The sequence below is a fragment of the Streptococcus oralis genome (assembly GCF_006175905.1).
GTDB lineage: Bacteria > Bacillota > Bacilli > Lactobacillales > Streptococcaceae > Streptococcus > Streptococcus oralis_BG.
Map to the genome: position 1 here is coordinate 40,405 of NZ_SSNB01000002.1, position 24,544 is coordinate 64,948.

At 41.9% G+C, this 24,544-nt stretch carries 21 protein-coding genes and 1 tRNA gene; 2 read left to right on the forward strand and 20 right to left on the reverse strand.

Annotated elements, in window-relative coordinates; all coding sequences use genetic code 11:
• The 17 genes from E7Y33_RS04730 to E7Y33_RS04810 all read right to left on the reverse strand — a co-directional run bounded on the left by E7Y33_RS04730 (window position 1) and on the right by E7Y33_RS04810 (window position 20,152).
• Window positions 1-402, reverse strand: a complete 402-nt coding sequence (locus E7Y33_RS04730; RefSeq protein WP_000534139.1) for a YwqH-like family protein — start codon at window positions 400-402, stop codon at window positions 1-3.
• 94 nt (window positions 403-496) lie between these two features.
• On the reverse strand, window positions 497-4,945 hold the full coding sequence (gene essC, locus E7Y33_RS04735) for a type VII secretion protein EssC (protein ID WP_139689792.1): 4,449 nt from the start codon (window positions 4,943-4,945) through the stop codon (window positions 497-499).
• Window positions 4,935-6,125, reverse strand: a complete 1,191-nt coding sequence (gene essB, locus E7Y33_RS04740; RefSeq protein WP_139689793.1) for a type VII secretion protein EssB — start codon at window positions 6,123-6,125, stop codon at window positions 4,935-4,937. Before essB ends, essC begins: the two co-directional genes overlap by 11 nt.
• Window positions 6,122-6,370, reverse strand: a complete 249-nt coding sequence (locus E7Y33_RS04745; protein ID WP_139689916.1) for an EsaB/YukD family protein — start codon at window positions 6,368-6,370, stop codon at window positions 6,122-6,124. The genes essB and E7Y33_RS04745 overlap by 4 nt, the downstream gene beginning before the upstream one ends.
• Window positions 6,370-6,855 (reverse strand): type VII secretion EssA family protein, encoded by a 486-nt coding sequence (locus E7Y33_RS04750; RefSeq protein WP_000757695.1) that lies wholly within the window; start codon window positions 6,853-6,855, stop codon window positions 6,370-6,372. The genes E7Y33_RS04745 and E7Y33_RS04750 overlap by 1 nt, the downstream gene beginning before the upstream one ends.
• A gap of 98 nt (window positions 6,856-6,953) precedes the next feature.
• Window positions 6,954-10,412, reverse strand: a complete 3,459-nt coding sequence (gene esaA / locus E7Y33_RS04755) for a type VII secretion protein EsaA (protein WP_139689794.1) — start codon at window positions 10,410-10,412, stop codon at window positions 6,954-6,956.
• A gap of 65 nt (window positions 10,413-10,477) precedes the next feature.
• Window positions 10,478-10,771, reverse strand: a complete 294-nt coding sequence (locus E7Y33_RS04760) for a WXG100 family type VII secretion target (protein ID WP_001110967.1) — start codon at window positions 10,769-10,771, stop codon at window positions 10,478-10,480.
• A 465-nt stretch (window positions 10,772-11,236) separates the two neighbouring features.
• On the reverse strand, window positions 11,237-12,595 hold the full coding sequence (gene rlmD / locus E7Y33_RS04765; protein ID WP_139689795.1) for a 23S rRNA (uracil(1939)-C(5))-methyltransferase RlmD: 1,359 nt from the start codon (window positions 12,593-12,595) through the stop codon (window positions 11,237-11,239).
• A 74-nt stretch (window positions 12,596-12,669) separates the two neighbouring features.
• Window positions 12,670-13,644 (reverse strand): DUF1002 domain-containing protein, encoded by a 975-nt coding sequence (locus E7Y33_RS04770; RefSeq protein ID WP_139689796.1) that lies wholly within the window; start codon window positions 13,642-13,644, stop codon window positions 12,670-12,672.
• Between the two features lie 86 nt (window positions 13,645-13,730).
• Window positions 13,731-14,333, reverse strand: coding sequence for a lysozyme family protein (locus E7Y33_RS04775; RefSeq protein ID WP_042768074.1), 603 nt, complete (start codon window positions 14,331-14,333; stop codon window positions 13,731-13,733).
• Entirely contained in the window at window positions 14,333-15,307 is a 975-nt protein-coding gene (locus E7Y33_RS04780; RefSeq protein WP_000356115.1) for a nucleoid-associated protein, read from the reverse strand. The genes E7Y33_RS04775 and E7Y33_RS04780 overlap by 1 nt, the downstream gene beginning before the upstream one ends.
• Window positions 15,308-15,314: 7 nt before the next feature.
• A complete protein-coding gene (glyA, locus tag E7Y33_RS04785) occupies window positions 15,315-16,571 on the reverse strand; it encodes a serine hydroxymethyltransferase (RefSeq protein ID WP_139689797.1) in 1,257 nt (418 codons plus the stop codon).
• Between the two features lie 59 nt (window positions 16,572-16,630).
• The gene (locus tag E7Y33_RS04790; protein WP_139689798.1) at window positions 16,631-17,062 is read right to left on the reverse strand and encodes a GNAT family N-acetyltransferase; all 432 of its coding nucleotides are present in this window, start codon (window positions 17,060-17,062) and stop codon (window positions 16,631-16,633) included.
• 1 nt (window position 17,063) lies between these two features.
• Window positions 17,064-17,666, reverse strand: a complete 603-nt coding sequence (locus tag E7Y33_RS04795; RefSeq protein WP_139689799.1) for an L-threonylcarbamoyladenylate synthase — start codon at window positions 17,664-17,666, stop codon at window positions 17,064-17,066.
• Window positions 17,650-18,486 carry a peptide chain release factor N(5)-glutamine methyltransferase gene (gene prmC / locus E7Y33_RS04800; RefSeq protein ID WP_139689800.1) on the reverse strand — a complete coding sequence of 279 codons (837 nt, stop codon included), beginning with the start codon at window positions 18,484-18,486 and terminating at the stop codon, window positions 17,650-17,652. The genes E7Y33_RS04795 and prmC overlap by 17 nt, the downstream gene beginning before the upstream one ends.
• Window positions 18,486-19,565 carry a peptide chain release factor 1 gene (gene prfA, locus E7Y33_RS04805; protein ID WP_001028815.1) on the reverse strand — a complete coding sequence of 360 codons (1,080 nt, stop codon included), beginning with the start codon at window positions 19,563-19,565 and terminating at the stop codon, window positions 18,486-18,488. Before prfA ends, prmC begins: the two co-directional genes overlap by 1 nt.
• The gene (locus tag E7Y33_RS04810; RefSeq protein ID WP_000068125.1) at window positions 19,562-20,152 is read right to left on the reverse strand and encodes a thymidine kinase; all 591 of its coding nucleotides are present in this window, start codon (window positions 20,150-20,152) and stop codon (window positions 19,562-19,564) included. Before E7Y33_RS04810 ends, prfA begins: the two co-directional genes overlap by 4 nt.
• Window positions 20,153-20,274: 122 nt before the next feature.
• Between E7Y33_RS04810 and E7Y33_RS04815 the strand changes: the two genes are divergently transcribed.
• Together E7Y33_RS04815 and mnmE are read left to right on the forward strand one after the other, a co-directional pair.
• Window positions 20,275-20,457, forward strand: coding sequence for a 4-oxalocrotonate tautomerase (locus tag E7Y33_RS04815; RefSeq protein ID WP_001117401.1), 183 nt, complete (start codon window positions 20,275-20,277; stop codon window positions 20,455-20,457).
• Window positions 20,458-20,591: 134 nt separating this feature from the next.
• Window positions 20,592-21,965: a tRNA uridine-5-carboxymethylaminomethyl(34) synthesis GTPase MnmE gene (mnmE, locus tag E7Y33_RS04820; protein WP_139689801.1), complete on the forward strand. Its 1,374-nt coding sequence runs from the start codon at window positions 20,592-20,594 to the stop codon at window positions 21,963-21,965.
• Window positions 21,966-22,011: 46 nt separating this feature from the next.
• On the opposite strand, the gene dapA is transcribed toward mnmE, so the two are convergent.
• The 3 genes from dapA to E7Y33_RS04835 form a co-directional block, all read right to left on the reverse strand.
• Window positions 22,012-22,947, reverse strand: coding sequence for a 4-hydroxy-tetrahydrodipicolinate synthase (dapA, locus tag E7Y33_RS04825; protein ID WP_000121600.1), 936 nt, complete (start codon window positions 22,945-22,947; stop codon window positions 22,012-22,014).
• A 55-nt stretch (window positions 22,948-23,002) separates the two neighbouring features.
• Window positions 23,003-24,079 (reverse strand): aspartate-semialdehyde dehydrogenase, encoded by a 1,077-nt coding sequence (locus E7Y33_RS04830; protein WP_139689802.1) that lies wholly within the window; start codon window positions 24,077-24,079, stop codon window positions 23,003-23,005.
• 390 nt (window positions 24,080-24,469) lie between these two features.
• Window positions 24,470-24,542: transfer RNA gene (locus E7Y33_RS04835), tRNA-Thr, on the reverse strand.
• Between the last annotated feature and the right edge of the window lie 2 nt (window positions 24,543-24,544).

A 24,544-nucleotide genomic window follows, 5' to 3' on the forward strand; every position in this document is an offset into this window, starting at 1 on the left:
CTAGTCCTCCTCCCTATTCAAGCGATGATAGTATTCAATCTGGCTATTCAGACTATTAATTTTGGTCTGGCAATCTTCAATATTCCCATTATATTCTGATATTTTAAAGCGAATACTCTTACGATTCATTTCTGTATCTGTCAACCAAGTTGTAATCGCATCGGAAATTCCTGCTAACGTTTTATTAAAATCTTCCCGACGAGTCCCTTGAAAATCAGTTGTAGAGTGCTTATTCAAATCACTCGCAGAAGTCTTGTTTTTACTAACAACATCCATCTGACTCTGGATACAATCATTCGCAGATTCCAACCGTCTTATCTTATTCTCATAAGTACGTATATCCAAACGAATCCAACGGATTTGTGCATGACAATTCGCAATGGCACTATCGTATCGTCCCATACATAAACTCCTCCACTTTTTCTCTAATTATATCAAAGATTCCTATGTTTTACCATAAGGAATGAAAAATAAAAGCAAGTCAAATGACTCGCTTTTATTCACTGATAAGCTTAATACGATAGCCTTCTCGGCTGGTGAAGTAGTTGTACTCATCCACTCCGACAACCGATTCTGTGAAGCTACTCTTGATAGATACAACATTCTGGTCTTGGAAACGAATACCGATACAGCCTGCAGGCACATTGACCTTCAGAATCTTATCCACTTCCATATAGCCGTTAACGATCTGACGAAGCTCACCCATAAAGATGAAGTGGAGCCCAACTGTCCCTCCTTTGTGCAGGAGAGCCTTAAAGGCATCTTCTGTCATCTTAAGATTCATAAGCTTGCTGAGGGCTTGTGCTTCTGGAATCAAGATGTAGATAGGATAATCCAAATCAGCTGGCGTGCGCGCATCCACTTCAGACTGCATATCCATAAAGAAACCAGGGATCTCCTCGCCCACAAATACTTCGTCGAACAGCCCTTCCGACTGATGGTAGTTTCCTGTTGGATCCACCAAGAACTTTTTAATGTGACTAGGCACTTTTTCTAAGCCTGTCAGAAGCGCTGCTTCGCCATATTCTAGCTGTTGCATGGTATCATAGAGAAGCTCAAAGTAGCCGTCTCGTTTTGGCACAAAGCCAACCGGGTGTGTACTTTCTTTGTCAAAACCAATTGGCAACTCGCCTCTTTGCCACATATCCTGAACTTCCTCGTGATCTTCAAAGAAACTCGTAGAAATCTTACTTGGCAACATAGGTACTGCTTCTGGACGTAAGCCTTGCCAGTCCTGATTCATCGATTGGATTTCTGCTGTTAAGTGAGAAAGACGGTCGATATCGTCTTTTCCTTCTATCGGCAGATAGACTTGTAACTCTAGAACTTCTTCCTGTGTCACCTGAGCACGGCCGACAATTTCCTGGCCTGGCAGGGCATCACGTCCCATAACCGTCCGAAGCGCTCCTTCTTCTACTAAGTAAAAGCACAAAGCATTGGGAATCGTCGAGCTCATCCGTAAACGCAAGCTACTAGCGCTGAGTACGGTTATCAGAGTATAAATACCCAGACTAGCTCCTTCACGTAGGAGCTGGTTGACAGCTGACTCGATGATCTCCTCTAATGGGCTTTCCCGTACTGAGTCATAGCCATCAAAGATGTTGAGAAGAACAGGGAGTGCTTGACCTGTCTTTTGCTCATACTGTGAGAGACTAGACACGCCAACCTCTGTAAAGAGGGCTTTCCGCTCTTTCATAAGACTATCCAGACGTTTCAGATACTTGAGGAGCTTTTCTTCCTCATCTAGTCGAACCAGATCCGCCACATGTGGCAACCCTCTAATTGGTAAGAGACCATTCGTCCCAAAATCAAAAAGGTTAAACTGAACTTGCTCAGGCGTATTTCTACGAGCCAGATTCATGAGGATAGTTTGAAGAGCTGTTGATTTTCCAAAGCCTGGGGACCCATATAAGACGGTATTGCCCAACTCCTCAATATCAAAGTGGTAGACCTCCTGCTTTTGAGCACTTGGCAGATCCAGCATGCCTAGTGGAATGGAGAGTTGACGTGGGGTTGTCCACTCTGCTTGATGGTCAATTGCCGCTCCTACTAGCTCCTCTCCAAGAGGTGGTAACCATGGCTTTTCAGGGAGGATGACTTGCAGACGCTCCGTTTCCTTATTGATATAATCAATCACAGCTTCAAGCTCTGTCTCCTGCTCTTGTGTCTCTTCAACCGAGTAATCCCCATCATTTCCGTCAATCAAGAGTTCGCTCTGCCCTAGTTGATTCACTAACCAAATCCGTTCATCTACTTGATTACCTTCATCACTATAAGGCTGATAATCTGCTCCACTCCATGCTGACTGGAAGAGTTCATAGATTTCATTGTTTCCGACCTGAAGATAAGCACGACCAGGCTGAGTGATACTAGCCGCATCTGGAGTTTTGATAATCTCATTTGAGTCTGAAGGATCGGCAACCTTGAGTGCCAGCTTAAAGCGAGAATTAGACCAGATCTGCTCATCCACCACTCCAGATGGCTTTTGAGTCGCAAGGATCAGGTGAACCCCTAGGGAACGTCCGATACGTGCCGTGGAGACGAGTTCTGCCATAAACTCTGGTTCATTTTGCTTCAACTCCGCAAACTCATCTGAGATCAGGAAAAGATGAGGTAAGGGCTCTGTCGGATAGGTCTTTTTCTCCTCTGGATCGCTAAGTGCCCTCCCTTTTTTATAGAGCTTGGTATAGCCATTGATATGGTTGACACCGAATTTCCCAAAGAGACGCTGACGCTTTTGAAGTTCCGCACGAATACTCTTCAGCGCACGAGCCGTCCCAGCTCCATCCAAGTTAGTAATAGCACCCATCAAGTGAGGCAGCTTGGCAAAGAGATTGGCCATTCCTCCCCCTTTGAAGTCAATCGGAAGAAATCCAACATCTTCTGGCGCAAAGTTAACAGCTAGAGACAGAATATAGCTCTGCACAATTTCAGACTTACCAGATCCGGTAGTCCCTGCAACTAGTCCGTGTGGACCATGGGCACGCTCATGAAGGTTGAGCAGCACAATATCATCCTTCCCTCGAACACCTAGAGGTACAGCGAGAGACTTAGATGCATCCGCCGCCTGCCAGCGTTTCTCCACATCCAATTCCTCGACCTGCTTAACACCGTAGAGTTCCATAAAGGAAATCGTATCTGGAATCGAGTTTTTCTCCACTTCGATATGATTGAGATTGGCCAAACGGTAAATCGCTTCTTCAAGTTTTCCATTTTGAGGCAGACGATTAGGCTTAAAGTCTTGGTTGACATAGATATGATGATTATTGACGAGCTTGGCTGTTTCTCCATTTTGGTAATCAACCACTGCCGTCACCGTTTCAGGCAACATATTGAGGCTTTCCTTACCCCAGATAACAGTCACCCCATACTGGGTCATATCCTCTGCCAGAAATTCATTGAGCCCATGTCCCGACAGCCATGACTCATCCAAAATCGTCAAGACATAGTGCGGCGAGAAGATTTGCTCCTGCTTTTGTTCCCGAACGACCTGACGACGCTTGACTAACATCTGGTAAAAAGAGGTCAAGACCATGTCCCTGGTCTGGTCATCATGAATAAGTCCCCGTAGATTGAGACTCCGCATTTGCGCATGAGGCAACCAGCGCCATTCTCGCCAGTGATTCTCGTATTCCTCTTGGGAAACCAAGGTCACAAACTCTACATCATGGTAGGAGTGGAGCGCCGCAATCTGAAACAATAGTGTTTGAACTGCTACTCGTAAGACAGGAGCTGCTCCCGCTAATCCCAAAGCCTGATCACGTAGAGAGAGAACAATAGGCGCATCCTCTAATTTTATATGAGGTTGTACCAGTTTTTTCTCGACAAAGCGGCTCCAGTCTTCCTTGCGATTGGTTGGTTGAAAACGTAAGGAATAACTAGAATCAATCGCTCCAGTTCCCAAATGAACCTTTAGAAAGTCATCATTTGTCACCATCTTCTCATAAATCCGTGGGTTGTAACTTTCTACTAAATCCACTAATTCATCAACCGATGGAAAATTATATGTCAAGGCTTTCTTTTGTTTCGCCTTTAGACGACTCAATTGGCTTCCTGTCTCTAAGAGATACTCTTGATAATCATCGTTTCTTTTCTGATTCTTCTCTTTGACTTCCTTTTTGTTGGTAAAATAGCTCGATACTGAAAATCCAGCCGTCAAGAGACTGGCACTGGCCATTCCCATCATAAGCAGGGCATTCCCCTGCATAAAGACACTAGAGGCTCCGCTAATCACCACCATTCCAACAGGCGGTACGATCGCACGCCATAGCTCACCACGTCTAAGTTTTTCTTCTGGCGCTGGTGAATTGATTTCCACCTTGTCCTCAGGCTCTTTTAGATAAATGCGTGGACTTCTACGATAATTAGGAAACTCATGTGGGAACTCAGCTTGATAAGGTTCTTCAAACAAATGATCAGATTGGATAGTGTACTGTCCGCTCAAGGGCAGGAAATGGATCTGATGTTCTCGAAATGAGAAAAGAAAGCAGTCCACCACCAAAACATCCCCTACCTGAATAGAGGCATCAACTTCCTCTAGAATTTGTCCATTTAGATAAACCTTAGCTCCATTAGATGATCCAGAGAGATGATAGGTATTCTCCTTAACCTTCAGGTAAAGGAGAGCTTGACTTTCAAGGCAAACATCTGCTTTCTTCTCCTTAGAAAAGAGTAAGTCCTGCTTAGGATAGGTAAAGGAATGGATCTGAATCTGTTCATGTGGAATGGCTACCAGACTTTCCTCCTCCTGACCAGCCCAAGGGATTCCGTCCTTTTCAAGACCACTTTCAGTAATTGAGATATGACTTTCTCCAATATTGATTGAGGAGGCCCTTTCGGTCAACTCTTTGTACTCAAAGCATTCTTTAAACGAAAACACATGCCAAAGAACCTCTTCATCTGACAGCTTTTGACTCCAAGTCGCTTGTTTGCCCTTAGTTGCCATTTTTAGTCTCCTTTGATGTACTATTTGCCTTTGAACTTCCGTTTAATTGTTCCTGTAACTTATCAATTTCTTTTTGATACTTTTCAAGGAGTTCTCGCTTTTTCGCTCCGCTCATCGTACTGTCTGTATTGACCTGATCATAGAGCTTCGTATAAGCATGAAGGATATACTGAATGTCCCCAATATTTTGAGCAATATCAAGTGCTTTTTCAAGTTCCCCACGGCCGATATAGATCCAATAAGAAAGAGTATTCTCACTAGATTTCTGTGACAAGTTTCTAGATACAGCTTCCTTTTGTTCTTGAGTCAGATTGTCTAACTCTAACGAGCTAGCCGCAAGTGTATACTGGACTCCCTTCGGAAGACTATTTGGAGCTTCTGACTTAAGACCTTCTACCACTGCCGTATAATCCTTAGCAATGTAACTCGTCTCAGCCTGAATGATTTTATCCTGCTTAGGCACCACATAAAAAGTATAAATACCTGTTGCAATCCCCATCGCAACTGTTACAATTGCGAGTCCTAAAGAACCCCATTTAAACAATTGATAGTTCCTTTTCGAGACAAACAGTTTTTCCTTTTGACGCTTCTCTTCTTGGATACGAACCTGCTCACTAATGAGATGGTCTACTTCATCAAAAGTCTCCGCTTTAAAAAGAGTTTCCGCAAAAGCATTTTTTACCGTCATAAGACTATCAATTAACTCTTCAAAGTTGAGCTTAGGTTGTAAAATGAACACAGCTAAAGCCTTATATTGCTTTAACAAGTCCTCTTTCATGAGTGAAAAAGGAACAACACTATCTGTCATCCCTCTATGTCCTAAAAGGACACTTTCCCCGCTTACAAACAGATTATCTGGGTGAATAAAGGGTTTCATAGGCTGATCGACAGTTTCTTTTAAGAATTGTAACTTTTGAAAAAGATGAAGGCGCTCTAAGATTTCTTTATTTTCAACAGCTTCTCGAATCGACTGATAACCTGCTGGAATTTGGTAAGAAAGACGGACGACCTCTTCTGCCTCTTCTTTCACTGCTCCTTGAGCTAAATGTGCCGTGCTTTCTAAAAAGAATCGATACTGCTTCATCCGATTCAGTTGAAATTGATTAGCGGATAACTTAATCTCTAATTCACCAGCCTCTTTCGACCACTTGGATTGGATACTTGTCTCTTGTACTTTCATTTCTTTCTCCCTACAATTTCTAATTGATCTCCGTTTCCTAAAGGAAAGTCCGCTATCTGGTCATCATCATAAAAGACAATTGATTTATTAGTCACTTGAAGATCAAAGTGACTTGGTAGCTCTTGGTTCATCATTGAAAATGACTCACATATCAGCTCTTTTACTCTCTTGAATGAAACCTGTGTTGGAAGTTTCAAATCATATATTTGGTCTCTCCATTTTATACCAACCGTAATTATCTTCATCACACACTCTCCTTCTTAAAACGAAGCACTTTTGAGTACTTCCTACCTAGCCAAACACCTAGATAGGTCACTCCAAGTAGACCTATCCCAAATCCCAAAATAGATAGCCAAGTAGGTAGCGAAGTGTTAGAGGTGCTCTCTCCAGTCAAAATTGTTTCATCTGCTCTATAATCTGCTTGAAACAAGCCACGCGTCACCTTATCCTGACTCTGAAAACTATTCGTATCTTTAGTCCCGGTAAAAAGAGAGGACTGCGCTTGATGAATATTCTCTTGCTGTGCTTTTTGTAGCTGTTTTTCTTTCTTCACACTATCTTCTAAAAATAATTCAGGAATATTCTTAGACTTAGTAGTCTGAGGACTGTTCCCTTGATCATAGATGGTTTGATTATTAATTTCAAAACTTCCATCATCTGCTCGGACATCACCTGAGTTAAGAAAAAGACACAACAATAATAGACTAAAAATGACTTGAACCTTCTTCATAAATCTCCTCCCCCACTTGGTAAAGATAGCTTTATTATACTACAAATCACACCATCTCACAAGAAAACAAAAAGGATCCTTACGGATCCTTACCTTGATTATTTCTTTCTTGTAAAGAGATTAAGACTAACTCCGATTCCTACAAATAATAAGAGTAGAAGAATTGTTACAATGCTTAAGCTACCACCGACCAAGAGATAACTAAAGCCATTTTCAATATTTTGTAACGGAGACATTCGATATAAGAAATTAAGGAAACTTCCTGATTGAGTTGCTACTCCCAAAATAGGAGTTAGTAGGAGATAAAAACCTAAGAGGGATGCGGATACAATATAAGTCGGATACGGAGCTTTCTTCAAGCCGTAAGATAGCATCAAAATCAAGCTTGCCATTAACATAAAGCTATAAATGAACCATAAGAATCCATTAGCTGCTGTTGCTACTCCTATTGTAACTCCTGAAAACAAAATCGAACCAACAGCAACTGTTATGATTGTCGGTAAGAAACTTTGAAGTTTCAAGTCCCACTTTTTCGTTGTCAAAAGATCAGTTTCTTCCCTTTCCTGTCTATCTTTAACAAAGCGTCCGATCGTCATAGCTATCACAAAAGAAATAACCGATAACAACAAGGTCATATAATAGGGGATGATGGAAATGTGACTAGTTGCCTGTGTCTTACCTTCTGTAACTTTTGTAGTAATTGGATCGGATAAGAAATTAAACACTTGCTTGTTATCAGCACCTCCACTTTTCGCATTGGCAAGCACCTTTCCAAACTGTTCTGCATAAGAGGTATTTTTCTCAACTGTACCACTTGTTTCCTTCACACTCTGATTCAGACTGGAAAGAACACCATCCGCAGACTTTTGAACCGACTCTGTTGTCTCGTTTAACTGTTGGATTTGTGGTGAGATATCTCGTACCTGAGCAGCTCCATCAGCTGTAGCTTGTGCAGCTTTTTTAGAACTATCTCGTAAGCTATCGTATTGAGACAAAAGTGACTTCACATCTTCTTCCAGCTTAGAGGTATTCATCTTCTCTGGTTGTGGATTTTGATCATTGACAACTGATTCATAAGCAAGTTTCTCAGAATCTTTCCACTGATTATGAGCCTCATCTAAGACCTTCTGCATTTCCCCATACCAGGTATTTAAGGCAGAAGCTTGCTTAACAAGCAAATCTGAGTCTGGGAGAGACTGATACACTTGATGAAGGGTGCCTTCTTTAGGATTCTCTTTTTCACCTAGAATATCTGTCACATCCTTTAATTGCTGATCTACCTGTTTGTATAAATTATCTCCTGCAAGTCGATACTTCGTAACTAAAACATCCGATATTTCTGAAGCCCGTTCATCGTCAGTTAGATTATTGTAGAGACTATATACAGAATCTGGACTAGCCTTTTGTACGAGAGTACCACTTGATAGCGTGCCTGCAAATTGATTGATATCTAAACTTGCCCCTGGTGATGCAAATAAAGTAACGATTTGTTGGGCAGTAAGGTCTAGGTTTTGGAAGTTTTTCAGAATCGCAGGTAAATCCTCAGCCAAAGTGTCATACTTACCATTAAAGACAGATAATTGAGCACTAGCTTGAACTGAACTTCCATCTGTCCAACTATAACCTACTTGGTTATAGGAATTCTTTTTCACATCATCAGATAAATTCCACTTTATCTGACCACTAATCGTGACACTCACCTTTTTAGGAAGTGTCGCATAGCTTGGTTGACTGACTTCTGATGAAGTAGTTGGCGTTGCTGCCGTTCTTTCACTTGTAGAAGTGGAATTTGTAGATGTTGCTGCATCACTTGCACCCGCATTTGAAGTACTTGATCCCCCTGAGCCCGAAGAGGCGACAGGAGTAGTTGACGCCGTTCTTTCATTGACAAATGTGACTTGAATTGTATTTCCTGATACTGCAGCTGTCACATGATAGCCTGTATCTTTTAACTGTTGACGGATAGAGGCTTCAATTGAATCTTTCGTCACACCTTCCAGTTCAAGATTCCCCATCTTTGCATCATCGATGTTCAATTGGACTGTCTGACTACCAGTTGACGGATCAAATTCTAGAGTTTGGTGAATGGGATAGGTCACTGGACTAGTAACAGTAGCCGCTGAGGACAGATACTTAAAGGTTGTATTTTGTCCTAAAGAGCCACCCAACTCGCTACTGTAGTTAGACACAATTTTCAGTGCATTACGATAAGTTGTAGCCTCATCTGATGAGATCAATTTATCTTGCTCTAATTTAGCAATGAGAGCACTCAAATCTCCAGATGAAATCATCGGTAAGTGACTAGCAATTGCCTCAATATACTGCTTAGGGAGTTTGCTTCGATTTTCTGGCTTCGTCATTAAGTTCAAAATAGCCGAGCGAATATCTTTATCAGTAGCTGTCTGATCACTTAAATCCTTAGAGCCATAATAAGTCTCTGCAATGGTCTCCCTGAGTGCTCTAAGCTCCGCTACTTCTTTTTCTAAAGAAGTGATTTGTGCCTCTAAGTTCCCCTTGACCTTACTTTGTGCAGTTTTATACTCCCCCGCCTTAGCCTTGAAATCTGCCATAAAGGAACCGGTTGCCGTATCGGAAGACTGCAATTCTTTTAATTTAGCATTCCCGACAGTGTAAAGGGCATTATACAAGTCAAAATAATGTTTCTGATCATCTGTCCATTGTTTTTCCAAGGTAGCCTTATCTTTTTCAGATTGCTCCTTATATTGGTCGGTTGACTTTTCAAGACGAGTATTAGCTTCTTTTGAAAACTCATTCACAGAGTTTGTTGTAGACTCAAGGGCTTTCCCAGAAACATCTAAAGAGTTGTTGTTCGCTTCCATGCTGCTTGCGACTGATTTAACAAAAGCTTCTTGTTGGGTCTTAAAGAGTTCATTATCCGTCTTCAGACTATTTGCAATGGATTGAGTACTTCTAAATGAATCTGGTAGGGTCGAAAATGGAGCTTGAATATTTGAAATGATGAACGTATTTTGAGACAACTCTGTAGATGCCATCTGATTCACATTCGTCTGTGCATCTGAAAGATTCCGAATGATGCTCGAAAAATACATCCGAACCACCCGTTGATTAAATCCTTGTAAGACTGTATTAACTTGACTGTGGACAGCCTGATTAGCTTGTTCGTTTTGCCCTTCGCGAATCTGGTAAGAAACAGTGGCTTTTTCTGGAGAAACACTCTCTAAGCTCAACAATTTCTCAGAAAAGTCTGACGGAAGAGTAATAACTGCATCAAACTGACCAGACTTCAATCCTGCTTCAGCCACGCTACGATTAGTTGTCTCCCAGTTATTCTCTGTATCCTGATTAATTAAAGTGACAAAATCCGAACCTAAATTATAATCAGTATTTTCAAACCTTGCACCTTTATCTTCATTCACAAGCGCATATTGAACCTTAGCAGTTTGCTTAATCTCACTTGAATAGTGAAGGCTCTGATCCTTTAATGCAAAATAAACAAGAGAACCTGATAACAGGGATACGCATGCTACTGCAGTTAAAATTTTTAAGTATCGTTTTTCTTTATGAGGACTATTCATTATTCCCTTTTCCACTTATAACTAGCAAAAAACGACGCCCCTTTCGAAGCACCGTTCACCGATGATTAATTCAAACCAAATGAAGTTGCATCCTGACGGTCACGATCAGCAACAGTATCTGCGTATTGATTCAATTGTGCATGGATACTTTCAAGAAGTTGTTCCATTTGAGTTACGCTTACTGATAATTGTTGGAATTGTTCCAAGTAAGATTGGAAAGCCGCACCCTGCCATTGTCCTTGAAGACGACCATTTGCGCCTGAAACTTTGTTAATGGCATCTTTCAATTGTTCAGAAGCATTGGTATAAGTTTGTGCTTCAGACTTTAACTGTTCTGGGGTCAACGAAATTGCTGGCATATCATTATTCTCCTTTTTTGACTTGGTCATCTTCCCGATAACCTTATAATCAATATTGTATCACAAACTCGTCAGATTGCAAGTGTTTTTTAGAATTTTGATTCAACTTTATAAATCGATTGAATACTTCCCACTATTTGGTGTATGCAATCAAGCATGTCACATCTTTCAATATAGAAATACTAGGTTATAAAGCATTTCATTGTAGACTATTGTATCAATTACTGAACTCCTACTTCCATCGACCATCTTGGTGATATCAAAAAAAAGGGGGTGCAAAACTATTCCCACAGACACCCTGCATACTAGAACATTTTACACCCCCTCTGCGTATGTGGAAATAAATCTCATACTTTACCGATATCAATCCTACTACCTCACTTCAGCTTGTTGGAGTGATACTTCACTCAAAAATTCAAAAAAGGCTTAATATCAAGCCTTTTGCAAACCCTGAAACGGTGGGTTTTACCCCTTCCTCTCCAGCAGTCCTACCACCTCAACGTGGTGCGTTTGAGGAAATAGATCCACCGGCTGGATTTTCTTCAATTCATAGCCCAACTCTTGGTAGAGTTTGATATCACGCGCCATGGTTGCAACATTGCAGGAGATATAGGCAATGCGGTCTGCTCCTGTTTGACTACCTGCCTTGATAAAGCTTTCTGTGAGGCCTTTTCTTGGTGGGTCAACCAGGATGGCAGTTGGTTGAATCCCCTCCTTGAGCCAATTTTTTATAGCATTTTCAGCTGTGTCACAGACATAGTGGGCATTGGTGATATTGTTTAATGCAGCATTCTTCTGGCTATTCTCAACTGCTTCTGGGATGACCTCAACTCCATAGACTTCCTTGACGTGCTTGGCGACTGATAATCCAATCGTTCCAATACCAGAATAAGCGTCGATCACCACATCATCTTCTCTTAACTCTGCAAAGTCAATAGCTGTTTGATAAAGTTTCTCTGCCATTTCTGTATTGACCTGGTAAAAGGCTGGTCCAGCGATTTGGTAGTCATTTCCCAACATCTGGTCCGTAATATAGTCTTGGCCGTAAAGAGTCTTCCACTCCTTACCAAAAATCGCATTGGTATTTCGGTCGTTGATATTTTGCATGACAGACACAATCTCTGGGAACTGCTTGATAACTTGTTCAATCAGCTGCTCCACTCGAAAAACTTTTGGACGAGTTGTCACCAAAATGACCATGATTTGTCCTGAATGATGCCCACGACGCACAACGAGGTTCCGAATCAAGCCAGACTGTTCCTTTTCATCATAAGGTTTCAAATCATACCGACGAAGTAAGTCACGTAGGACTACTACAACTTGATCAATCACTGGATCTTGGATAAAGAAATCTTCGAGTGGCATAAGGTCATGCGAATTCTTACGGAAAAAGCCAGTTTCCAAGACACCATTCACTCGACGAACGGGCACCTGGGCCTTATTTCGATACTTGACAGGATTCTCCATACCTAGTGTTTCAGCGACCTCTACATCTCTAATGCCAGCAATTTTGTAGAGACTGTCTTTGACTTGCTTGGTTTTAAACTTGAGCTGCTCTGGATAGGCAATATGCCCCAAATCAGCGATACCTGAGCGTAGATAAGCTAGGTCAAGGTCTTGGTTACGATGCGGAGAATGTGTAATGTATTCTTCAACTTTCCCGTAGCCAATCTTTTTAGTGACTTTAAGGACACGCATGAGAATTTTCTCAGTTGGTAGAGCATTTTCTACAAAGAAAACCAAACCTTCTACCTTAGCAACCCCTGCACCTTCATGGGTCAAATCAACAATTTCAACTTTTACAATATCATTTTTCTTTAGCATATTTTTCACTTTCTATCGGCCGACAAAAAAAGACGGCAACATTTCTGTTACCATCTATTATATCATGAAATGACCTAAGCACCAAAACTCTTGAAGAAGTTGACAATGGCTTGCCAAAGGGAGCTAAAGAAATTGCCCCCGTCTTCTAGCGCTTTATTGGCATCAAAGTTGAGGTTGATATTTTTAAAGCTATCTCCAGCTTGAGAGACAATGCTTTCCTTGAGGTCATTTAGGGTTCTAGTGAAATCAGCATTGTTCAAAATGTCACTCTTTGAGAGGTTAAGTGCAAAATTGATGATGATATTGACCTGGTTTCCTGTTATAACCTGATCGAGTTTATAGTTTTTTAGTGTGTCTTCTACAATTTTGCGGACATCTTCCTCTGTCAAATTACCTTTGGCTTCTTTTGCTTTTGCGATTCCTGCCTTGATATCTGCCAAAGCGACATTGAGTTTATTGGCATCGTAGCCTGATTTGTCCTTGTTTTCAGCATTGATATCTGATAAGGCTTTTAGCTCTTCTTGGGCCAAGTCTTTATTGGCTTGCGGTACTTTGGCACCATTGGCCTCTAACGAGTAGTAAATCCCTGCTAGGGCGCTCTCTCCTGTAACTGGAATAGGTGCTGCAACTGTGATTTTGGCATGCTCCACTCCCAGCGTCACTGCTGCGTTACGGTACATATCCTGCGTCACCTTGGTGATATTTTCAGGCGTTTCAATCTTGACTTCTAGAGGCGACTTATCCCCCAGCTTTTGAATCTTGGCTGATGAATAGAGCTGTAGACTAGCGTCATTAGCCACATTCATAATTTTCGAATAGACATCAGGTGTCATAGTTTTGATATCTTTAGTGTCTTTTGATGCATCATAGCCAAGTTTGCTAAGAGTTTGGTTTTTCTGGTCTTCAGATAGAGAAGAACCTAGAACATATTCGGGTTGTACATAGGTTTCATCGATTACTTTTTGAACATCGGTTGCTGCGTGGACGCTCGCTATAGCTGTTGCAGCCCACAATACTGCAGCACTTGTTAGAAAGAATTTCTTTCTCATGGGATATTCCCTCCTTTACCCTTCTAGGGTAATAAAACAATCTTAAAAAAAGCTTATAGTGAAAAACACCTGGTCAAACCAGATGTTTAAAAGAAATTAAAGAATTTCATGATATAGAGATTGAAGCGAACCTGTCTCGAATAGTAATAATTTCCACCATTTTCATAGAGTTCGGCTCCGTGAAAGATAGAAATAGGGTTGATATAGGTGTAGGTCTTCCCAGTAGTATTACCAAGGATTGGAGCGACCGTTTCTCGGGAGTAACGCTTGGCTAGGGCCAGAGTATTTTCCTTGCCATTCTGAGCGATAAAGTCGATATAGGCAGGCCCAAAATTATAGGCTTGAACGGCGGTCCAGACATCTACTCCTTTGCTCTGTGCCAAATAGAGGTTATCTGTTAGTGTCTGTATCCCTTGGCGAATACTAGAGGCATCGTCATTGATGGTATTGGTAGCGCCACTAGCAGACTCACTAGACTGCATGACATCCCGCTCTTTTCCCTTCGTTTCGGTATAAATCATAGCGAGCACTAACTCTTCATTGGCTGGAGTATCTCTTTCGCTCAAGATTTCTCGCACCATGGGTTGGTAGGTCATGACTTGTTTAACATCCTGATGGATATGATAAGCTTTGTATCCTGCGAAAAGGAAGACTGCTAGCACAAGCACTCTTCTTATAAATTTAAACATTATTTACTTTGAATATCCTCGATATTTTTGATTAAGATAGAATAGGTTCCATTGTCATTTTGGATAAACTCGACCGATTCCGCATCTTGATAGACGTTATTGGGAACGATGAGCTCGATTCCATTTGACAAGGAAAGTTTTTGGTTTTCAAATTTCTTGAGCTGACGACTGGCATCAATTTCATCGAACTGGACTGGTTCTGGTACGGCTTCCTTGACTTGGTCGATAAAGCTCAAACGAGCTGTCAGATTGTTGTCAAAAAGGTCATTAGCCAATTTTTCAGGTGACAGTTCATTGCTTTCTTCAAGATTGTTGAAAATCGCTGATTTGACCTTGGATTGAAATTGAAAATCATCTGTGTTAAAGGACTCTGCAATTCTCTGAGCCGTTTTTTCCAGTTCCTTGATGGATTTTTTTGGCGAAATCTTAGGGGCAACAGCTAGGAGATTTTCTGAAAAATAATTCAAGAAAGTCCCATTGTACTTGATGCGTTTTTCGATGAGATGATACTTGCGACTTTGAAGATTGACCACCAGAGCCTCATCAGCCCCCGTTCCAAATCCAGGCAGGTTATTCTGAGTCAGCTTGATTGGATTATCAACTTCTCCACCGAGGTGGGTCAAGGTCTCACGTAGAGCAATTCGCAAGAAAGCGAAATGTTCAACACCTTCTTTAGAAAACTGAACAAAAACCAAGTCATTGGTCTTGAGATTTTCAGAAATGCTGAACTCCTCTTTCCAGAGATTAGCCAGTGTTACTGATGTCTCCAACAAATCATCTGTGATGTGATTGAAGAAGGGATTTTCTTCCTCGAAAATCCCAGTCTTAGCTTCATCTGAATACACACGTTCAATTTTTTTACGCAGGTATTCTTCGATTTTTGGAGTGATATTGAGAAATTTATCCGCTAGAAACAGCTCGGTATCATCTGGGCTGAACTGATGGATAATAGCTTTCTTAATATAAATGTCCATAAAAGTATTAGTCCTCGTATAGTGGGAAGGCATCTGTCAACGCTTTGACTTCACTTCTCACTTCTTCTAAGACAGCTTCATTTTCTGCATTTTTAAGAGTTTTAATGATGAGTTCAGCCACTTTACGGCTTTCTTCTTCACCAAATCCACGTGCAGTGATGGCTGCTGCTCCGATACGAATTCCACTTGTCTTGAATGGTGACAAGGTTTCGTAAGGGATTGAGTTTTTATTTAGGGTAATATTAACTTTATCTAGCAAGTTTTGAGCCACTTTTCCGTTTTCAACAACCTTAGTAACATCCACTAAGAATAGGTGGTTTTCAGTACCGCCAGAAATGATGCGGAAATCAGGGTCTTGCAAGAAGACTTCAACCATAGCCTTGCTGTTTTTTATGACATTAGCAGCATATTCCTTGAAAGCTGGGTCCAAAACTTCTTTGAAGGAAACAGCCTTAGCAGCGACAACATGCTCCAAAGGACCACCCTGAATACCAGGGAAAATAGCTGAGTTGATTTTCTTAGCTAGGTCCTCATCATTTGTCAAAATCAAACCACCACGCGGTCCACGAAGAGTTTTGTGGGTCGTTGTTGTAGTGATATGAGCGTATGGTACTGGGCTTGGATGAAGTCCAGCTGCCACCAAACCAGCGATATGGGCCATATCGACCATAAGCTTAGCCCCAACAGCATCTGCGATTTCACGGAATTTTGAGAAGTCGATAATTTGAGAATAGGCTGAAGCACCAGCTACAATCAGTTTTGGTTTTACTTCTTGAGCTTGTTTCAAGATGGCATCAAAGTCCAAGAGTTCTGTTTCAGGATCCACACTATAAGAAACGAAGTTGTAAGTTTGACCAGAGAAGCTTACAGGAGCTCCGTGGGTCAAGTGTCCACCTGCTGCAAGATCCATTCCCATAACCGTATCACCTGGCTCAATCAAGGCCATGTAAGCAGCACAGTTGGCTTGGCTTCCTGAGTGAGGTTGGACATTGGCAAATTTTGCACCGAAAATTTCTTTGGCACGCTCAATAGCCAGGGTCTCTACCACGTCTACCACATCAGTTCCACCATAATAACGACGTCCTGGGTAACCCTCGGCATATTTGTTTGTCAAGATAGACCCTTGAGCTGCCATAACAGCCTTGGAAACCACGTTTTCCGAAGCAATCAACTCGATATTGTTTTGTTGGCGTTCTTCTTCTTTGGCAATAGCATTCCATAGATCAGCATCGTATGCTTTAAAATCGTCTTTGTCAAAAATCATAGGTCTTCTCCTTTATAGTGTGACTGGTCCTTTAGTTTGTTTTTCAATAAGAAAATAAACTAAAAGATGCGAATAAACCGTTTCTGCACTTTATCACAAGTATAACCAACTTTTTCATAAAATGCATGAGCTCCCAGACGATGATCAGCAGAGTTTAAGCGGATAAACCCATAACCCCGTCTTTTTGCTTCTTGATCCAACCCTTGCAGTAAGCTTTTACCGATACCTCGTCCTTGTGCTTGAGGCGAAACTGCTAAAGCTAAGATATTGAATCCTGCTTTGGAATAGAGGGATTCGTAAACCTCGGCATGGACATATCCAAGTAGGACATGGCTGACCTCATCCTCATAGCCAAGTAGGAAATGATGAGAATCCTGAGACAGTCTAGCTAGTTGACTAGCTGTGTCCTCTGGACTAAAAGAATAGCCCAAAGCCTCTTGGTTAATCTCACATACAACATGCACATCTGTTTCTTGCAAATCTCTTAGCATCTCATTCCTCCTCAAAAGAAATCTCTGGCAACTGTGCAAGAATATCTTCTTGCTTAATCGCCCCTTGGCGTAAGATTTTCACCTCGTCTCCAGACAAATCCAAAATAGTCGAATCCTGTCCAGTTAGAAAAGCGTCGTCCTCCAGCCCCAAAACCTCTTGGTCAAAATCCTCTAGAATTTGAGCAAAGGTCACTCCACTCGCCTGACCCGAGATATTGGCAGACGGCCCAATCAAAGGACCTGTCTCTCGAATCAAATCTAGGGTAACGGGGTGACTCGGCATCCGAAATCCCACCGTTGCAAGACCAGAGTTGACCCAATAGGGAACTCGGTCATTGGCTTCGAGGATAATAGTCAAGGGACCCGGTAAAAAGGCCTCTACAAGCTTTTGTAGATAAGTTGGTTGATTCTTTGAAAAGTGCAAGATGTCCTCTAGAGAAGCGACATTAAGATTGAGTGCCTTATCTCTAGGACGACGTTTGAGTTGGTAAACATGGTCGACAGCTTTTTCGTCTAAGGCCTTAGCAAAGAGACCATAAACTGTCTCGGTAGGTAAAACGACTGCCCCGCCCTTTTCCAACTCTTGTCTAATCCTGTCCATCATCAACTACAACCATCCTATCTTGACCAAACTGGTCCTTGAGTGTTCGTACCCGTTTTTCAGGAAGATGTTTCCTAAAAAGCGCAGGAACACTTTGACCTTGCTTGTATCCAATTTCAAGGTAAATCTTACCACCATCTGTGAGATAGTCTTTTGCATCTTCCGCAATTCTGCGATAAATAGCTAGGCCATCCTCATCTGCAAAGAGAGCTAGATGAGGTTCCGAATGCAAAACATTCAAACCAACCTCCGACTCGTCTTCACGAGAGATATAGGGTGGATTGGATACAATTATATCATATTTTTCAGAAATTTCTGCAAAACAATCAGATTTTTTAAAAAATATATTAAGATTTTGATTTCTAGCATTCTCTGATGCAAGCTCTAAGGCGGCTTGGGAAATATCTGCTGCCGTCACTGACCAATCTGGTCTGTTTTTTGCTAATCCAAGGGCTATGGCGCCACTTCCAGTCCCGATATCTAGGATCTTAAGATTTTCCTCAGGATTTTCTGTGAGGATGAGATCCACCAACTCTTCTGTCTCTGGCCGAGGAATCAAAACTCGCTCATCCACTTTTAACTGCATTCCAAAAAAATCTGCGTGACCAATGATGTACTGAGCTGGTTTATGGGACGCTAACTGCTGGTAAATCTCTTCTACAAATTGTTTTTCTTCATCGGTTACCTCTTGCTGGAGGGCAAAGACAAAGTCTGTAAAAGAGAGATTTTTTAAGCTACGATAGACAAAAGAGAGGCTTTCTGCTTCCTCTCCTTGTCTTATCAACGCTTCTTCAAAATCTGAAAATAATTGAGCTAATTTCATTATTTGTTTAATTCTTCTAATTTTTGTGTTTGGTCATAGAGCACCAAGGCATCCACAACTTCATCCAATTTACCAGATAAAATCGTATCTAGTTTTTGGAGGGTCAAGCCAATACGGTGGTCTGTGACACGGTTTTGTGGGAAATTGTAAGTACGAATCCGTTCTGAACGGTCACCAGTACCAATAGTAGACTTACGCTCAGCGTCTTGTTCATCCTGGGCAATCTGTGCAAAGTGGTCAGCCACACGCGCACGGATAATCTTCATCGCTTTCTCACGGTTTTTCTGCTGGGTACGTTCTTCCTGCATCTCAACTTTGATATTGGTTGGCAAGTGAACAATACGAACGGCAGTCGCAACCTTATTGACGTTCTGACCACCAGCACCAGATGCGTGGTAGATGTCAACACGAAGGTCTTTTGGATCAATATCGTATTCTACTTCTTCCACTTCAGGCATGACAAGGACTGTCGCTGTCGAAGTGTGTACACGGCCTTGGCTCTCTGTTACAGGGACACGTTGCACACGGTGGGCACCAGACTCATACTTGAGTTTAGAGTATACAGACTGACCAGAAACCATAGCAACCACTTCCTTGAAACCACCGACACCGTTCATAGAGGCTTCCATGACTTCAAAGCGCCAGCCTTGGGCTTCCGCATACTTTTGGTACATGGTTAGAAGGTCTCCGGCGAAAAGTGCCGCTTCGTCACCACCAGCTGCTCCACGGATTTCAAGGATGATGTTCTTGTCATCGTTTGGATCCTTTGGAAGCAGCAAGATTTTCAATTTTTCTTCGTATTCTTCTTTTTCAGCCTTGGCATCTTTCAGCTCTTGCTTGGCCATTTCTTCCAAGTCCGCATCTCCGCCTGATTCTTTAATCATCTCTTCGGCATCGACGATGTTTTGAAGGACTTGTTTGTACTCACGGTAGGCTGTTACCGTATCGCGAGTGGAAGCCTCTTCTTTTGAAAGCTCCATGAAACGCTTGGTGTCCGAAACGACATCAGGGTCACTCAGCAATTCTCCTAATTCTTCATAACGGTCTTCTACAGCTTGTAGTTGATCATAGATGTTCATTTTTCTTCATTCTCCTTATTGATTTCAGGGGCAAAATAATGTTTACGGCAGACTGAGATATAGGTTTCATTACCACCAATTTGAATTTGTTCGCCATCATAAACGGGCAGTCCATCCTGAGTACGCAACACCATGGTCGCCTTTTTCTTACAGTACTGACAGATGGTCTTGATTTCGTCAATCTTATCTGCTAAAAGCAAGAGATATTTGGAACCTTCGAACAATTCATTGCGAAAGTCATTCTTCAAACCAAAAGCCATGACAGGTATGTCTAACTCATCAACAACACGAGCTAGGTCGTAAACATGGTGACGCTTGAGAAACTGGGCCTCATCGACCAACACACAGTATGGTTTCTCAGGTAAGTCTCGGATATAGCCGAAGATATCCGTCGTTTCCTCAATCGCAATGGCTGGGCGTTTCATGCCGATTCGGCTCGACACATAGCCAACACCGTCACGCGTATCCAGAGCCGAAGTCATAATCACAACTCCCTTTCCTTGCTCCTCGTAGTTATAGGCCACCTTGAGAATCTCAATCGTCTTACCAGAGTTCATGGTCCCATAACGATAATACAACTGTGCCATGCTATTATTTCACGTCCATTTCTAAATTTTTGCTACATTCTAGTATATCATAATTTTCTGAAGCTTTAAACGGCAAAATGTGGTAAAATAGAAGAAATCAAAAACTAGTGGAGGAAGCTATTATGCCATTTGTACGCATCGATTTATTTGAAGGTCGCACGCTCGAGCAAAAGAAAGCTCTTGCTAAGGAAGTAACGGAAGCTGTTGTCCGTAATACTGGAGCCCCTCAATCAGCCGTTCATGTCATCATCAACGACATGCCAGAAGGAACTTACTTCCCACAAGGAGAAATGCGCACCAAATAAACTAGCTTAAGCAGAATTGCTTAGGCTTTTTCAATCTCCAAGTAGCATCCATTGAAGAAATAGCCTAAATTTGTTACAATTTGAAGAGATATTTGGATACCTATCCTAAGAAAAGAAATACAAAAGGAATTAGTATGATTACACGTGAATTTGATACCATCGCTGCTATCTCTACTCCACTAGGTGAAGGAGCCATTGGTATTGTCCGTTTGAGCGGAACAGATAGTTTTGCTATTGCCCAAAAGATTTTTAAAGGAAAAGACTTGAGCAAGGTTGCAAGCCATACCCTCAACTACGGTCACATTATTGACCCGCAGACAGGGAAGGTCATGGACGAAGTTATGATTGGTGCTATGAAGTCTCCAAAGACCTTCACTCGTGAGGATATTATCGAGATTAACACCCACGGCGGGATTGCGGTAACCAATGAAATTCTCCAACTAGCTATCCGTGAAGGAGCTCGGTTGGCAGAACCTGGTGAATTTACCAAACGCGCCTTTCTAAACGGTCGTGTCGACTTGACACAGGCTGAGGCAGTGATGGACATCATCCGTGCTAAGACAGATAAGGCCATGAATATTGCAGTCAAACAATTGGACGGTTCTCTTTCTGACCTCATTAATAATACTCGCCAAGAAATCCTCAATACACTTGCCCAAGTTGAGGTCAATATTGACTATCCTGAGTATGATGATGTTGAGGAAGCTACTACTGCTGTTGTCCGCGAGAAGACTATGGAGTTTGAACAATTGCTAACCAATCTCCTTAGAACAGCTCGTCGCGGTAAGATCCTTCGCGAAGGAATTTCAACTGCTATCATCGGACGTCCCAACGTTGGGAAATCGAGCCTCCTCAACAACCTCTTGCGTGAGGACAAGGCCATTGTAACTGATATCGCCGGTACCACCCGTGATGTCATCGAAGAATACGTCAACATTAATGGTGTACCTCTCAAATTGATCGATACAGCTGGAATTCGGGAAACAGATGATATCGTGGAACAAATCGGTGTCGAGCGTTCTAGAAAAGCCCTCAAGGAAGCTGACTTGGTACTACTAGTACTAAATGCCAGCGAACCACTAACAGCACAAGATAGACAACTTTTAGACATCAGCCAAGATACCAACCGCATTATTTTACTTAATAAAACTGATCTTCCTGAAGCAATTGAAACTTCAGAACTACCAGAAGATGTCATTCGCATTTCAGTCCTTAAAAATCAAAATATCGATAAGATTGAAGAGCGTATTAACAACCTCTTCTTTGAAAATGCTGGTTTGGTCGAGCAAGATGCTACTTATCTATCTAACGCCCGTCACATTTCCTTGATTGAAAAAGCAGTCGAAAGCTTACAAGCTGTTAATGAAGGGCTGGAACTGGGGATGCCAGTTGATTTGCTTCAAGTTGATTTAACTCGTACTTGGGAAATCCTTGGAGAAATCACGGGTGATGCGGCTCCGGATGAACTCATCACCCAACTCTTTAGCCAATTCTGTTTAGGAAAATAAGAAAAATCCATGATCCTTCTTGCGGTCATGGATTTTATTGTAGTTATTAGTAATCTGGTCTTAAAACACCAGTTACAGTTGCCTTAGTTGCTTCGTAGTCGCCATCTACGACAACTTTGATAATGCGTTTGGCATCTTCTTCTGGTGCTGGAACTAGAGGTAATCGAGTTGGACCAGCTTCAAATCCCATGTAGTTCAAAACTGCCTTAACAGGAGCAGGACTTGGATAAGAGAAGAGGGCATTGACTTTAGGGATGAATTTACGCTGAATAGCTGCAGCTTTCTTCATATCGCTTTCTGCAATGGCAGTAAACATCTCATGCATTTCATCTCCATTTGTATGGGAGGCAACAGAAATAACCCCATCTGCACCAAGGTTCATGGCATGAAAGGCATCTCCGTCCTCACCTGTATAAATCAAGAATTCCTCTGGCTTATGCTCAATCAAGTAAGCCATATTTGCCAAGCTGGTACATTCTTTGACACCAATGATATTTGGATGGTCAGCCAAACGAAGCATGGTTTCTGGAGTTAATTCCACTACTACGCGTCCTGGAATGTTATAAATGATAATAGGTAAATCTGATGCATCCGCAATTGCCTTAAAGTGCTGGTACATGCCTTCTTGAGAAGGTTTGTTGTAGTACGGTACGATCGCAAGACCAGCAGCGAAGCCACCAAAGTCTGCGACTTCTTTGACAAATTCGATCGAGTCACGTGTATCATTGGTACCTACACCTGCAATCAAAGGAACACGTCCATTGACAATCTTTTGTACAGCCGCAAATAGCTCCAACTCTTCATCGTGGGTCAGAGTCGGACTCTCAGCAGTCGTTCCAGCTAGAAGAATTCCATCTGTATGATGGGCCAACAAATGCTCGATCAATGCTGGAATGGCATCAAAATTGATAGAACCATCCTCGTGGAAAGGGGTAATGAAGGCGGTGATGATTTTACACTCTTTTAAATCTTGATAAGACATGAAAACACCTCTCTATTTCAAAGAAGGAGTTCATCTGAACTCCTAAACGATATGACTATTTTAATTCAAATTTCAACTCAGCTGTTGGACGAACCAATCCACGTTCATGAAGAGTTTCAGCAATCTGAACGGAATTCCAAGCAGCACCTTTGAGCAGGTTGTCTGAAACAACCCACATGTGAATTCCTTTTTCTGCATCCAAGTCCTTACGGATACGACCAACAAAGGTATCACGTGAACCCACTGCATTAATAGCTTGAGGATAGATTTGATGAGCTACGTCATCCTCAAGAACAGCACCTGGGAAGGCTGCGATAGCTGCTTTTATTTCTTCGATTGGAGCCACTTCTTTTGTTTCGATGTAAACAGACTCAGAGTGAGCTGACAAGACTGGAATACGAACACATGTAGCAGAAACTGCAATGCTATCATCTTCCATGATTTTCTTGGTTTCCTTGGTCATCTTCATCTCTTCGTAAGTGTAATCATTGTCCGTGAAGACATCGATTTGCGGAAGAGCGTTAAAGGCGATAGGATAGTGTTTCTTGTCACCACCTGAAGGCAAGATTTCCGCATGCAAATCACGTGGATTCACACCATCATTCAAGACTTCACGAAGTTCACGTTGTGTTTCAAGAATCGCTCCCATACCTGCACCAGAGACTGCTTGGTAAGTTGAAACGATGATACGATCCAAGCCCCATTTTTGACGAACTGGCTCAAGAGCCACCATCATTTGGATTGTTGAACAGTTAGGGCAGGCAATGATTCCGTTGTGGGCATCAAGTGCATGAGCATTGACCTCTGGAACAACCAATGGTACGTCTGGATTTTGACGGAAATAAGATGTATTATCCACCACTACCGCTCCAGCTTGAACTGCGTATGGTGCATACTTAGCTGATGTCGAACCACCTGCTGAGAAGAGTGCAATATCAACACCCTCAAAAGCTGTCTCAGTCGTTTCTTCAATCGTAATATCTTGGTCTTTAAATTTCAAAGTTTTGCCTGCTGAACGTGCAGAAGCAAGGTAACGAATTTTATCGATTGGAAGTGTTGATTCTTCCAACATTTTTATCATCTGAGCTCCGACAGCACCTGTCGCGCCGACTACAGCAACTGTATATCCCATAAATAACCTCTTTCGGAATTTTCTAAAAATTTCTATAATAGATGTATTATACTACTTTTTCCAAAAATTGAAAAGCATTTTTGGGTTATATTTTCTGAAAATTAAAAATCCCCAGTCATTGACCAGGGACTAAGAGGCATCTTCATGTGATGAGCAGGTTCACACAACTCATCAAGGTCCGCTCCTGCGTTATGACCTCCTTATGCTCAATAGTAGTCTGAAGACTACCTATCGACTCATCGCATCTACTATTCTACTAGATAGAGTCACTTTTGTCAACAACCAAAACTCTTTGCTTCATTTATACAGGTGCATAAGAAATATCTTTGAAAAATTTGGGGAAGACATAACAAAAACCCTTGATTTACAAGGGTTTTTCTGTCTATTTAATGCTAATTGCCGGGATTGAACCGGCGACCTCATCCTTACCATGGATGCGCTCTGCCAACTGAGCTAAATCAGCTT